The organism is Dinghuibacter silviterrae (genome assembly GCF_004366355.1).
Classification (GTDB): Bacteria; Bacteroidota; Bacteroidia; order Chitinophagales; family Chitinophagaceae; genus Dinghuibacter; species Dinghuibacter silviterrae.
Genome location: NZ_SODV01000001.1, coordinates 3,370,120 through 3,383,244, shown reverse-complemented (window position 1 = coordinate 3,383,244; position 13,125 = coordinate 3,370,120). Strand labels below are relative to the sequence as shown.

At 58.9% G+C, this 13,125-nt stretch carries 11 protein-coding genes; 2 read left to right on the top strand and 9 right to left on the bottom strand.

Going from position 1 to position 13,125, the window contains the following annotated elements:
* The first annotated feature begins 67 nt into the window (after nucleotides 1-67).
* Nucleotides 68-1,417, top strand: coding sequence for a flippase (locus tag EDB95_RS14655; protein ID WP_317129029.1), 1,350 nt, complete (start codon nucleotides 68-70; stop codon nucleotides 1,415-1,417).
* On the opposite strand, the gene EDB95_RS14650 is transcribed toward EDB95_RS14655, so the two are convergent.
* Genes EDB95_RS14650 through EDB95_RS14610 form a run of 9 tightly spaced genes read right to left on the bottom strand, consistent with a single transcriptional unit; the run spans nucleotide 1,404 to nucleotide 11,362 of the window.
* Complete coding sequence (locus tag EDB95_RS14650) at nucleotides 1,404-2,624, bottom strand: glycosyltransferase (RefSeq protein WP_211352103.1); 1,221 nt, start codon at nucleotides 2,622-2,624, stop codon at nucleotides 1,404-1,406. The genes EDB95_RS14655 and EDB95_RS14650 overlap by 14 nt on opposite strands.
* Nucleotides 2,621-3,742 carry a glycosyltransferase family 4 protein gene (locus EDB95_RS14645; RefSeq protein WP_162852610.1) on the bottom strand — a complete coding sequence of 374 codons (1,122 nt, stop codon included), beginning with the start codon at nucleotides 3,740-3,742 and terminating at the stop codon, nucleotides 2,621-2,623. The genes EDB95_RS14650 and EDB95_RS14645 overlap by 4 nt, the downstream gene beginning before the upstream one ends.
* A gap of 44 nt (nucleotides 3,743-3,786) precedes the next feature.
* The gene (locus tag EDB95_RS14640) at nucleotides 3,787-4,548 is read right to left on the bottom strand and encodes a class I SAM-dependent methyltransferase (RefSeq protein ID WP_133994549.1); all 762 of its coding nucleotides are present in this window, start codon (nucleotides 4,546-4,548) and stop codon (nucleotides 3,787-3,789) included.
* Entirely contained in the window at nucleotides 4,545-5,693 is a 1,149-nt protein-coding gene (locus tag EDB95_RS14635; RefSeq protein ID WP_133994548.1) for a glycosyltransferase family 4 protein, read from the bottom strand. Before EDB95_RS14635 ends, EDB95_RS14640 begins: the two co-directional genes overlap by 4 nt.
* Complete coding sequence (gene asnB / locus EDB95_RS14630) at nucleotides 5,690-7,645, bottom strand: asparagine synthase (glutamine-hydrolyzing) (RefSeq protein WP_133994547.1); 1,956 nt, start codon at nucleotides 7,643-7,645, stop codon at nucleotides 5,690-5,692. The genes EDB95_RS14635 and asnB overlap by 4 nt, the downstream gene beginning before the upstream one ends.
* 4 nt (nucleotides 7,646-7,649) lie before the next feature.
* Nucleotides 7,650-8,558: a glycosyltransferase family 2 protein gene (locus tag EDB95_RS14625; protein WP_133994546.1), complete on the bottom strand. Its 909-nt coding sequence runs from the start codon at nucleotides 8,556-8,558 to the stop codon at nucleotides 7,650-7,652.
* Between the two features lies 1 nt (nucleotide 8,559).
* Nucleotides 8,560-9,762 (bottom strand): glycosyltransferase family 2 protein, encoded by a 1,203-nt coding sequence (locus tag EDB95_RS14620; RefSeq protein WP_133994545.1) that lies wholly within the window; start codon nucleotides 9,760-9,762, stop codon nucleotides 8,560-8,562.
* Between the two features lie 2 nt (nucleotides 9,763-9,764).
* Entirely contained in the window at nucleotides 9,765-10,922 is a 1,158-nt protein-coding gene (locus EDB95_RS14615; protein WP_211352102.1) for a sugar transferase, read from the bottom strand.
* Between the two features lie 5 nt (nucleotides 10,923-10,927).
* The gene (locus EDB95_RS14610) at nucleotides 10,928-11,362 is read right to left on the bottom strand and encodes a response regulator (RefSeq protein WP_162852609.1); all 435 of its coding nucleotides are present in this window, start codon (nucleotides 11,360-11,362) and stop codon (nucleotides 10,928-10,930) included.
* A gap of 309 nt (nucleotides 11,363-11,671) precedes the next feature.
* Here EDB95_RS14610 and EDB95_RS14605 point away from each other — a divergent pair, with 309 nt between their 5' ends.
* Nucleotides 11,672-13,054 carry a glycosyltransferase family 2 protein gene (locus tag EDB95_RS14605; protein WP_133994543.1) on the top strand — a complete coding sequence of 461 codons (1,383 nt, stop codon included), beginning with the start codon at nucleotides 11,672-11,674 and terminating at the stop codon, nucleotides 13,052-13,054.
* Nucleotides 13,055-13,125: the final 71 nt, after the last annotated feature.

Below are 13,125 nucleotides of genomic sequence, written 5' to 3'. Positions count from 1 at the left end.
TTCAAAGGCTAATGAAATTAAATATATCTTTGCAAAGATAGGCTGCCTCTCCGGAAAAAATTTCGTCGTGAAAAAAAATGTGAATAAGTATTTATCCTCATATTGGATCCGATCCGCCTTTTTTTCGATCCTTCAACGTTTCTCCCTGACTTTTTTCGGCCTTGTAAACATCATGGTTTTGATCCGTGTGCTTTCGAAACCACAGATGGGGACGTATGCCTTGTTCCTGACCGTTACCACGGTCTTTGAGATGACAAAGACAGGGCTGCTCAAAAACGCCCACGTCCGCTATGTCACCAATCAACTGGAGGAGAAATCTGAAATTGCGAGCTCATCTATGCTCATCAACCTGACGATCAGCTTTTTATTTATCGGTTTTGTCCTCCTTTGCGGGCCCTGGCTGGGCCGTGCGTTGCACACGGGGCCCGACCTGGCGATGATGCTGCGGTGGTATATACCCGCTATCCTCTTGTTGGTGTTCTTTGCCCACCTGGAAGCCGTACAGCAGTCCCACCTGGACTTTAAAGGGGTCTTCGCGGGGTATATCGTGCGCCAGGTGACTTTCTTCGCCCTGATCGCGGGGTCACTGTTGTTGCATACCGGCCTTGGCCTGGAACAGGTAGCCATCTTCCTGGCGATCAGCGTCGCAGCGGGAACCCTGGTGCTTTATGGGTATTCCCGGCCCTATCTCTTTCACCGGTTCAACCCTACCCTTACCTGGGTCAAGCGGATCCTCGGCTACGGTAAATTCGTTTTTGCTTCCGGCGCCGTGTCCAACGTCTTCCAGAACCTGGACCAGTTTATGATGGGGACCTTCCTGAGCAGCTCTGCCGTGGCCACCTATTATGCGGCCACGCGGATCAATGTGGTCCTGGACACCCCGTCCTTTGCCGCCGCGGACATCCTTTTCCCCAAAAGCGCCCGGGCGTCGGTCGATGAAGGACCGGACAAGGTGCGTTACCTTTTTGAAAAAATGGTAGGCATCCTGATGGCTTTCACGGTACCCGTCTCCATCGTCATCATCCTTTTCCCAAAAGTCATCCTGTACATCGTCGCCGGAAGGGCCTACCTGGATGCCGCACCCGTCCTGCAACTGTATATGATCGCGGGGCTGGCCAGGCCGATGCAAAACCAGGCCGCCAACCTGCTGAACTCCATCGGTAAACCGCAGGTCACGCTGTGGATGAATATCCTGGCCCTGGCCATCAACCTGAGCATCAATTACCTGTTGTTGGTAAAAATCGGTTTTTACGGGGCCGCCCTGGGGACGTCGATCTCGTCTGTGCTGATCGTGATCGTATGGTATTTCCTGATGCGGAAACAGATCGGGTTTGACCTTCGGACGACTTATGGGTATGCGGTAGAAACGTACCGCACGATCTTCACCAGGGGCAAAGGCCTGCTCAAGAGCGCCTGATATAGGCCCCCGCCAGTTGCATCAACTCCTCCACCCTGTTCTCCCAGGTATTCCGGCCGGCTACGGCCAACCGGGCCGCGAGCGCATCCGGGCCGTTGTCGCGCAAAGCCTGGTTGATGGCGGCGGAGAACGTTTCCGGGTCCTTGCAGAAAAAGACCGTGCCCTCGGCGTGTTCGGCCAGGTCGGGGTTGAAATTGGTGGACACCGTGGGTCTGCCCGCGCCGAGGTATTCGAAAAGTTTTAGGGGGAAAATGGTCCGGCTGACGTGATCCTCCTTGAAGGGGATGATGGCGACGTCGAATCCCTTGACGATGGCGGGCATCTGGTCGTACGGCTGACGGCCTAAAAGCACCACGTTGGGCACTTGGAAAAACCAGTCCGGGGCCGGCCAGTCCTCCGAAAGGGCGCCCGCGAAAACAAACGTCTTGTCCGGATGGTCCCGGAAAACACGTTCCAGCAGGACATAGTCGATCCGCCGTTCGATGTTGCCAAAGTATCCGATCACGGGCCGGGTCAAAGACTGCAGCGCGGGGTGTACCTCCAGCGCCGGATCCAGTGCCTTGCTGCTGTGGTGAAGGTTGGCCGCATTGGGGATAAAAAACGTCTTCGGGTTGACCGCACGGTATTGTTCATACAACGCCTTGCTGGTGCAGATGCAAAGGTCGCTGTGCCGGACCAGCCAGGGTTCGGACACCTGGCCGTGCCGTTTGTCGTATTCGATGATGAGCGGGTCCACCGACTGGTAGATCGTCAGCGCGGGGGCCGGGCGCAGCGCATAAGCCACGTCAGGGTAATTGAAGGAAAAAGAATTCAGGTATATGTATTCCTTAATGCCGTACCGCCGGAGGATGTGTTGCAGGCGGCGGATGATCAACACCTGGTTCAACCGCAGTATTCTCCGGTACCACCAGCCTTCCGGCAGGAAGTTGATGGAGGCCACCGGCGGGACGATCACGACCTTCAGGTTCGGCACGTCGGTATCGATGATCCCGTCGGCCAGGGGGGAAAAATGTCCTTTCCTTCTCGCGAATTGCGCCCCGTCGCGGTTCTTCAGGTAATCCTTCCAGGTAAACGGGTAGTCGACGTAGAAGACCTGGTTATCCCTTGCCAGGTATTTGGCCAGCGTATAGCTCGTCGATTCGTACGGCTCGTCGAATTTGGCCGTGCCCAGGATAAATATGGTCGTGCCTTTCAGTTCCATGGTCATCGGGAGAGTTCGGGCATGGCCGCGCTTGCCGCTTCCTGGAAGCTCTCGGCCCAGCTGTCCCAGTTGAGCTTCTCTTCAAAGCGCATCCGGCTGGTCTGGACGAGCTGTTCGTAGCGTTCCTGGTCTTTGAAAAGCTCGGAGATCAACAGGGCATAGAGCCGGCCATCGGCATGGTAAGGTAAGCAATATCCGTTGACGCCGTCCTGGACAACGTCCGGGATGCCCCCGGTTTCGGTGGTGATGGCGGGGACGCCGTAAGCGTTGGCCTCGCAGGCGATGATCAGGGAGGCATCGGCCCGGGTGGGCTGGATCAGGAAGTGGACCGTGGAAAGGAGCTCGCTGTTTTTTGCCTGAAGCGGTATCACCTCCATGTCGGGGTGTTCGATCCCCGGCGGGGGCTCGCACCCGCAGACGATGAGGCGGGCGTCTTCCCCATGCACTTCGCGCAGCAAGGTGAGGGTCTGGAGGGCCAGGTCGCCGCCTTTGCCGGACCATTCGGAGGCAAGGAAAAGGACGGTGAGCCGCGGGTTGGCGAACTTGCGGTGGATGATGTCCGCTTCGGGACGATGGTCCATATTGGCACCGGGGGGTATGATGGCGACCTTGCGGGCGTCGACCTTATAATCCTTAATGGCGGAGTCGGCGGCCCATTCGCTGGAGAAGACGGACAAGCGGCTCCGTTTGAGGGAGCGTTTCTCCAGCAGGTTACCTTCCCAGCGCGACAGGCGGGACATCTTCTTAAAGTCCTTGGCGTAGTAGTGGGTGATCAGTTGAAAGGTCGTATCGGCGATGAGGACGACGGGCAGATGGGTCTTGACATAGGCGAGCTCGACGTTGGAAGCGGGGGCGCAGATCAGGTCATAGTGGTTGCCCCGCATCCTGCGGCGGAGGGCGCCGGCATAATACAGGCTGAGCGGTATGGAGAACTGGGCAAAGTATTCGGTCCCGAACGTCACACGCACGAGTTTGGCGATGGCGCGGAAAAGCCGGTCCATCCAAAACGGCACCTTCAGGGGGCCGAGCAGGTCCACCTCACCCACGTGTTGCTGCAGGGCGCGCGCAATATAGTAGGTGGAACCGGACCAGGTACGTTTATCCCTGGGGTCATTTCCCGTCAAATATGCAATCTTCAGTTTACGCAAAGCTCTCTATGGGTCTATGATCACTTCTTTTCCCAAACAGTAAAAAATCCACCGGAAAACGTCACGGGTAAACGGTCCGCCAGGGCGCAATCCATTTTTTGCAAAAAGGGAAGGCGCTTGGCAAAAAACGAGAACGGGAAGACGTCTTCCACAAAGTTGGCGCTCCCGAAACGCGTGATCCGGAAGCGGTGTGCCGCGGACAGTTTTTCCAAATCATTTTTGGAAAAGAACTGTACGTGGTCGAGGTTGTCGGCATCGGATTGGACGGTCGTCCCGCTGTAACCAAACAGTTTTTTGGCACCGACGACCGTTCTCCAAAGCCAGCCGTTGCGGCGGCGGGCGTTGAGGACGGGCCGGGTCACAAAGCTTTCCCGGGGGCCGCGGCCGTTGGGGACGGTGACGATCAGCACGCCGTTGTCGGTTAAGGACGCATACAGGACCTCCAGGAGGGCGCCGGGGTCGTGGAGGTGTTCGAGGACCTCGCTACAGATCACGGCTTCGTACCGGGTGCCTTCGGCGACGAGCTCCTCGGCACTTTTGGTGATGAACGCCACGTTGGGCAGGGGGTCGATGCTCCTCGCCTTTTCGATGGTGCGTTCACTGACGTCTATGCCGGTCACGCGAAAACCCAGCCGGCCGAGGTGGCGGCTGATGACCCCGTTGCCGCAACCCACGTCAAGGATACGCGCGTCGGCCGGCAGTTGTTGCGCCAGGGTCTCCGCGATAAAGTCGACGCGTTTCCGGTCGGCGATGCGGTCATATTCGTAAAGGGTCTTACTCATTTATGCTCCAGTGTTTCTAAATACAATGATTCGATTTTCCGCGTCATCCCCGTGACGTCAAAGCCGGCTTCTATGGTGTGCCGGGCCTGGCTGCCCAGGCGCATGCGCAAGGGCGTATCGGTGACCAGGCGGACCAGCGCTTCGGCCAGGCCCACGGGCTCGCCGGGCTCCACCAGGAGACCGTTTTCCCCGTTCCGGATGAGCTCTTTGGATCCGTCCACCCGTGTCGCCAGACAGGCCTTGCGCATCGCCATGGCCTCCATAAGACCGATGGGCAACCCTTCCCAAAGGGAGGGCAGGCAAAAAATATCCATGGCCGCCAGGACATCGGGGACGTCTGTGCGGAACTTTTCAAAAATGATCTTCCCCTCCAACCCCAGCTCCACCACGCGTTTGCGGGCAGGCTCCTTGAGCTCGCCTTCACCCACCAGCACGAGTACCGCGCGGGGGTTGGCGCGCAACACCTGCGGGAAGGCCTCGATCAGCGCCAGCGGATCCTTTTGCAACGTCATGCGGCCGACAAAGCCCAGGACGCAGGCGTCTGCCGTCACCCCCCATTGGCGGCGCACATCGTTCAGGGCGCGCCCCGGGTCGAACTGCGACAGGCTGATCCCGTTGGGGATGACGACCGACTGAAAGTGCGGGATATACCGGTTCCCCGTCTCCTGGTTGCTCCCGCTCACCGAGATGGTGCGGTTCACGAAACGCGTGATCCACTTTTCCACAAAAATCCGCGCCTTCTTCACCCACCAGCTTTGGTCGTCGTGAAAGGACCAGCCGTGGACGGTATAGATGATGGGCAGCCGCAACATGCGTGCGGCCCACAAGATGTTGGTGTTGGCCCGGGTGCCGTGGACGTGGACGAGGTCGATCCGTTCGCGCTGCATCAGCCGGCGCACGGTGTTCCAGGTCGAGAGGTCGAAGGCCCGGTTGGAGGGAATAACGTGGTGGTTGACCCCCATGCGGTCCAGGGTCTCCATCATTTTGCCATGGGTAAAGGCCAGGACCACGGGCTCGAAACGCGTGGTGTCGATGTGCTCCACGAGGTTGAGGATGTGGGTCTCCCCGCCCCCGACTTTGCCTTGACGGATGGCTTCGAGGACGCGGATCTTGCCGCCGGCCGCTATGGTCGTCGGCGCGCTCATGCGAGCACCTCCTCCGCGGGCATCGCCGTGGCCACCGGCGTTTTCATCCAGCGCTCATACCACAGTTGGAATACGAGCAGGTTCCACAATTTCTGATAGTTGACGGGCGACCCCGCGAGGTACGCCCTGGACAGTTCCATGATGGGCTTTGCGTTGAACAGCCCGCTTTCACGGAGCTTGCGCTCGCCTAAGTAGTCGTGCATCTTTTCGGCAAGCTCGTCCCGGAACCAGACCTTCAAAGGCGCGATAAACGGCATCTTCGGACGGTCCATCAGTTCCTTCGGGATATACTTGTGGACGATTTTTTTGAGGAGGTATTTATTGACGGGCCGGCCGCGAAGATCGACCGCCTTGCGGATCTTCAAATCCGCCGGAAGCTGCGCGAGGAACTCGATGACCCGATGGTCCAGCATGGGTTCCCGCCCTTCCAGCCCCACCGCCATGGTGGCGCGGTCGACCTTGACGAGGTTGTTGTCCACGAGGAAGGTCTTATAGTCTACCGACAGCATCCGGTTCAGGCCGTCCAAAGAAGCACCGGGGTAGCCGGTGTCAAAAGAGGTCTCGTAGGCCGTATACGCGGGGCGAATAAAAGCCGCCACTTCCTCGGGCGTCGTATAGCTGCTGATGACCTTCAATGCCTCCAGGGGACTGCGGGATTCCCAGATCGCCTGCATCTTACGGTACCGCGTATCGAAGTTGTATTGGCGCGAAAAATAGGGTATGCGCTCGGGATTGATCAGGCTCATGGCCCCCGACAGCATAGACTGTACCGGCGCGGGTATGCTTTCCGTATAGCGAAGCGACTGGTTAAACTTCTTATACCCCGCAAAAATCTCGTCTCCCCCGTCCGCGGACAGCGACACCTTTACGTGCCGCGCCGCGAGCTGGCTGACCAGGGCGGTGGGCACGACGGAATTGTCCGCAAAAGGCTCGTCATAGATCTCGGGCAGCCGGTGGAATACGTCCTTTGCGTCGCCGGCCGTGATGTACCACTCGTGGTGATCGGTGCCCAGGTAGTCCGCGACCTTTTTGGCGTAGTGCGCCTCATTAAAGTCCGCTTCGTGAAAACCGATGGTAAAGGTCTTGAGGCGTTCGGTCCGGCCCTTTTGAAGGATACCAGCGACACTGCAACTGTCGTACCCGCCGCTGAGAAAGATCCCGACGGGGACGTCGGCCACCATCCGGTAGTTGTAGGCGGACACGAGGAGACGTTCGGTTTCTTCCAGGGCCTCCTGTTCGTCGATGCGCAGGCGCGGCTTGTTGTAACAGTCCGCCACGTCCCAGTAGGGACGCTCCACGACGCGTTTGTCGCCGAGGGACAGGGTCAGGATGTGACCGGGGCGAAGCTTATAGGTATTTTTGAAAATGCAATAAGGCGCGGGGATATAGCTGAATTGCAGGAAAAGCGCGAGGCTGTTGACGTCGATGTCTTTCCGGAAAGCGCGGTGCTGGTGAAAGGCCTTGAGCTCGCTGCCCCAAAGAAAGTGCTGGCCGTCCCAGTAGTAGTAAAACGGCTTGACGCCGGCGCGGTCGCGCGTGACGGTCACGACATTTTTTTCCCTATCCAGAACGACGTAGGCAAACATGCCGATGAACTTGTCCACGACGGACGGACCCCAGCAGTGAAAGCCCTTCAGGATGACCTCGGTGTCGGAGGTGGAGTCGAAGGTATAGCCTACGGCTTCGAGCTCCTTGCGCACTTCCATGAAGTTGTAGACCTCGCCGTTAAAGATCATGCTCAGGTGGCGGAAGTGCATGGGCTGGTGACCGCCGCTGGACAGGTCCAGGATGGACAGCCGCCGCTGACCCAGGCCCACGGAAGCCCCGGGTTGTTCAATGACCTCATACCCGGCGTCGTTGGGACCACGGTGGGCCAGGCTGTCCGTCATGCGGACCAGCGTGTCCTTGCCCGTCTGGCGGGTAAAATCTACAAAGCCGGCGATGCCACACATACGTTTACGATTTTAGGTTGGACAAATCCCAGTTCGATACATTCCAGGCGAGACCCTGCCAAAAGGCCCGGAGGTGTTTGGACTCCCTCTTGACGAGGTACTTCAGCGTATTTTTGGGAACCGTGAACAAAGTATAGTATACTGTAAAAACGACGAGCGGCCAGCCTTTTACGTTGCGCCGCATAAACAGGATGCGGTTGCGGTTCTGGTAAAAGGTTTTCAGGGTGCTGGTTTTGCCGACGGTCATGGACTCCTTGTGGTAAATCAACGACTTTGGCTGGTAGTAGACCTGGTAGCCCCGCCGCTTGATCTGCTCGCACCAGTCGAACTCTTCATAGTACAGGAAGTAGACCTCAGGCATGAGGCCTACTTCCCGGATAACCCAAGCAGGTACCATCATACCGCCGCCGTGGGCGTAGTTGGTCACCCCTTCTTTATCATATTGCCCGTAATCTTTCCGTTTGCAGCCGACCATGGCGTTGCGCCCGCTAAACATGTTCACCTGCTCGTACCCGGCAAATTCGATCGTACCGGGAGCGTCGTAGTAGTGGAACTTCGGGCTGACAGCGCCGGCGTCGGCGTATTTTTCAAAGGTCTCCACCAACCCTTCGAGGATGTCGGGGGTGAGGACCGTATCGTTGTTGACAAAAAACAAGTATTCCCCCCTGGCGGCCTTGATCCCCAGGTTGTTTCCGCCCGCAAAACCCAGGTTCTTAGGACTCATGATGAGCTGTACCTCCGGGTAGGCCTTTTGCAAGGCTTCCACCGGGCTTTCCCTGGAGGCATTGTCCACCACGATGACCTCGACGTTGGGGTACGTCAGGTAGTGGATGGATTCCAGGAGGTCCACCGTCAGGGCCGTAGCATTGTAGTTGATGGTGATGATGCTCACCAGAGGTTTTTGTGCAGCCATATTACCGGTTCAGAACATTGTTAGAAATGGTCGTCCTCGTATGCAGGGTATGGATAAACGTTTTGTCGGCGCTGCGCAGTTGCAGCAAATTAAGGGCCATCCTGCCCATAGCGCCGGGTAATCTTATCAACGCCTTTATCAGATCCTTTCCGTAGTAGGCCTTCGGCAAGGCCATGGCCAGGGTAAAAAGGTATCCTACCCAAAGGACCACACCCGTCCAACCCAGCACCGGGTCCACAAAAAAGGCGCCCGCGGCCACAAGGGGCAGCGCGCCTAAGAGGAGGGCCCGCGGCAGGACGATGTTGTTCGCCACCGCCAGGTTGAAATAAGAGACGTTCCCCCGGAAAAGCTGGACCCAGCCGGGCAGGAAGTAGCGTCTCAGGTACACCCACTGGCTCGACAGCCAGCGCCGGCGTTGGTTGCCGAAAGCGTCCCCGCTTTCGATCTTCTCGTCGTAGATCAGGGCGTCCTCTACGTAGCGTATTTTTATGCCCCGGGCCACGACCTTCAATTGAAGCGGTTTGTCAAAACCACCCACGGCGTCGATAGAGGCCAGGATGTCGCGGAGCATATTGTATTCAAAGGCCATCCCCGAACCGATCACGGCGGAGGACAACCCCAGGGCGCTGGTGCCCTTACGGAAAATATGGTTGTTGATGGCCTCGCTGCACGCGTCCAGGAACGCGTAGGACGTGTCCGTGTTTTTGGCCACCCTTCTCCCCTGGAAGGCGCGGGCGCCCTGGTCGAAGGCGGCGTTGACCTTGCTCAGGAAGTCGCTGCCCACCATATTGTCGGCGTCGCAAATCAGGACGACGTCGTAGGGTTGCCGGTTGCGGATGAAAAAGGCGTTCAGCGACCGGGTCTTCGTGCTTTTCTTAAAGGCCACCTCCCAAACCGTCAGGGGTAGCCCCCTAAGCCGGGCGACCGTCTCCGGCCGGAGGGAGTCCGCCATCACGTGGACGTCGAAACAAATCGCCGGGTAGTCCTGGTCCAGGAGGTTTTGGGCGGTATGCACGATGATCCCGTCTTCTTTATAGGCCGGTACGACAATCGCGATCCGGCGGTATAATGTAGGCTGTGTACTACCCAGGGTCCACGGGTTCCGGTAGTTGTATTTGCCCGCCAGGGTAAGGATCAGAAGATAGGCCACGGAACAACCGAAGTAGATCAGGATGATCAGGACCGTTAGCCAAAGGGTCGTCATGGCTATACGTCTGCTTTTTGTATGAGGACCTTGGGGGTGCTCAGAAGGATCCGGAGGTCATAAAAGAAAGAATGCTGGTTCGCATAGTCGATGTCGAGGCTGATCCTTTCCTGTACGGACATATCGGGACGCCCGCGTTTTTTGATCTGCCAGAGGCCGGTGATGCCCGCGGGCGCCAGGAAGCGTTGTACGCTCTCGTCGGCGGTCAGGGTGCAGGCTTCGTACAAAGGCAGGGGCCGGTTCCCTACGAGAGACATGTCGCCGAGCAGGACATTCAGGAGCTGGGGCAGCTCGTCCAGGCTGGTGTTGCGCAGGAAACGGCCGAGGCGCGTCACCCGCGGGTCTTTATCGATCTTCAGGAACATGGGGCCGCTGGCACCGTCCTTGACGTCGTACTGGTTGAGGTGTTTGAGCTGGTCGATCTTCCGGTCCGCACCGACGACCATCGTACGGAATTTATAGAACTTGAAGATCCGGTACCCCCGGCCGGCCCGGGGTGACGCGTACAGGACAGGCCCGCGGGAGTCCAGCACGATGGCCAGCCCGACGGCGAGGAGCACCGGGGAAAGGACCGCCAGGGCGATGCCCGATACCAGGATGTCCAATGTTCTCTGGCCGAACCGGTGTGACCGGGGGCTAACCGCCACCTGCTCCTCGCGCGTATGATACGGCAGCGTCTGGCGGAGGTGTTTGTATTTTTTCAGGACCTCGATCTTGGCGCACAGGTCGTCGTCGGTGGCCCTGCCGTCAAAAACGTCGTCGACACCAATGGGGGCGTTGCCTGTCCCCCCCTCTTCATCCTCGTCCCTTGACAGAAGGATAAAGGGGATCCGTGCATATTCTTTCGTCACCGACAGGAAACCGGCAAAATGCCCGATGAGGGAGCTGTCCTGGGCGCTGTCACAAAGGATGGCTTCCGGAAGCGTCCGGCCCTGCTGGTAGTATTCCAACAGGAGGATGTTGCGCGCCTCATGGATACTGGCCGCCAGCACGCAGGTATAGCCGCGGTGCTGGAGCCGGTAGCTGTACAGCGCCGCTGCTTCCCCGATGAGGAGGAGGTTGCGGCCCCCGGGCTCCATATAATTGTTAGTGGAATGGGAGTGCCATTTCCACTCGGTCGTATTTCTCTTCGTTTGATAAGGGCGTAGCGTTTCAATCATGGCGCTCAGGATTTAGAAGTAGTGAAGAATGAACCCGCGGTAAACATCGAAGGCCGGCGGGTGACGACCGTCTGGGCAAGCACGCCGTTAACGGTCTCCAGCAGGTGAACAGGGTCAAAAGGTTTTTGGACGATCCGCGCGACGTTCCCGGCCCCCGGCGTTTCCAGGGTCTGGCCCGCCTCCGTCAGCAGGATCACGGGGATGTCCCGGTACAAACGGCTCGTGGACAGGAAGCTGACCAGTTCCATCCCGTCGATGTTCTGCATTTGCACGTCGCAAAGGATCAGTCGCGGGCGTATGCCCTTGGACAGGAGGTGGATGGCTTCCACGCCGTCACCGGCGGTAAAGACCGAATACTGTTTGTCGAAAATGGACTTCAGCAGGCGGAGGAGCGCGTCGTTGTCGTCGACCAGGAGCAAGGTGGGTTTCGTCATCATCATCATAGGGATTTAGAGGTAAGGTGATGATGGGCAGCCCGGTGGAAGGTCCTGTCCCCAGGGACGGCCGTTGAACGGCGGACGCCCCTGGGGAATAACGGTAAGCAGGACCTGTGAACTACACGTATGCGTGTACGCATAATCATCAATAACTAGTTTAAGAGGAAGCAAAAAGAAACCGTACTTGGACCTTTGGCAGTTCCAGGATACGGTTTCTGAAGCTAAAGTATAACGGGATTTTTTCCCGCAAAGGGCAATTCGGGTGAACGCAGTGAAAATCCTCGTGAACGCGGGAAAATGGTATCTTAGGACATGCTTCTCTGGAAAATCGTCCTCTTCGGCTGCTGGTTCGTGATCGCTTTCAACTATGCCGGATACGCTGTAATCGCTTTTATTATCAATAAGTTGTGGCCCCGCCGCGGGGGCGTTCCGGCCGCCGGTGGGCCTGGCGCCGCCAGCGGGCGCGCCGCCGGGCTGAACGCCGACGCCGCGGAGCTGCCGCACCTCACCTTTATCGTTGCCGCCTATAATGAAGCTTCCTGTATCGCCGCCAAAATTCAGAATTGCCTGGCGCAGGATTACCCTACCGGCAAGGTGGAATGGCTCTTCGTGACCGACGGCTCCACGGACGAGACGCCGGACATCGTGCGCTCGTATGCAAACGTTCGCTTGTTGCACGAGCCCGGCCGGGCCGGCAAGTCGGCGGCGCTCAACCGGGCGGTAGCCGCGGCCGTTCACCCGGTGATCGTCGCCAGCGATGCCAATACGATGTTGAACCCGGACGCTTTGAGGTTGATGGCCCGGCACTATGCCGATCCGCAGGTGGGCGGGGTAGCGGGGGAAAAAAAGGTGGTCGCAGCGGCCGCGCCCCGCGCGGGTGCGGCGGCGGCCGACGAGGGGGTGGCGGCCGCGCCCCGCGCAGGTGCGACGGCGGCCGACGAGGGGGTGGCGGCCGCGCCTCGCGCAGGTGCGACGGCGGCCGACAGGGGCGTGGCACCCGCGCCGGGCGATGGCGCCGACGCCTCGGTCGGCGAAGGCGAAGGCCTCTACTGGAAATACGAGTCCGCGCTGAAGCGCATCGACTCGGATTTCTATTCGGTCGTGGGCGCCGCCGGGGAACTCTTTTCCTTCCGAAAAAACCTGTATACGCCCGTCGACCCGTCGATCATCCTGGACGACTTTGTCATTTCCATGCGCATTGCCGCGGCTGGCTACAGGGTCATTTATGAACCCGGCGCGTGCGCGGTGGAGACGCCGTCCTTCTCCATGGAGGACGAGCGTAAACGCAAGGTCCGGATCGCCGCCGGGGGGTTCCAGTCGGTGGCCCTGCTCCGGGGGGCGGTATCTCCCTGGCGGTACCCGCGGCTATATTATCTATATATGTCGCACCGGGTGCTCCGGTGGGTGGCAAGCCCGTTTTGCCTGGTGCTGTCGGTGGTTGCGGGGGCGGTGCTTGCGGGCGCGGCCCTGGCGACGCACAGTGCGGCGCACGGCGCGGGCGGCGCGATGGCCGGCGACCTCTACGTGTGGCTCTTCGCGGCCCAAGCCGCCTTTTACGCGCTGGCCCTGCTCCCCGTGAAAGCGGGTAAGCTCCCGCGTTACTTCATTTTTATGAATCTCTCTGTGCTTCAGGGGTTTGTGCGGTGGTGTAGGGGCGGGCAATCCGGCGCCTGGGAAAAAGCAAGGCGGGCCTGAGCCCATTTTCCCTCAAAATCCCCGCGTTCACGAACAAAAAAGGGTCCTTCACCCAATTGCCGGAATTACCA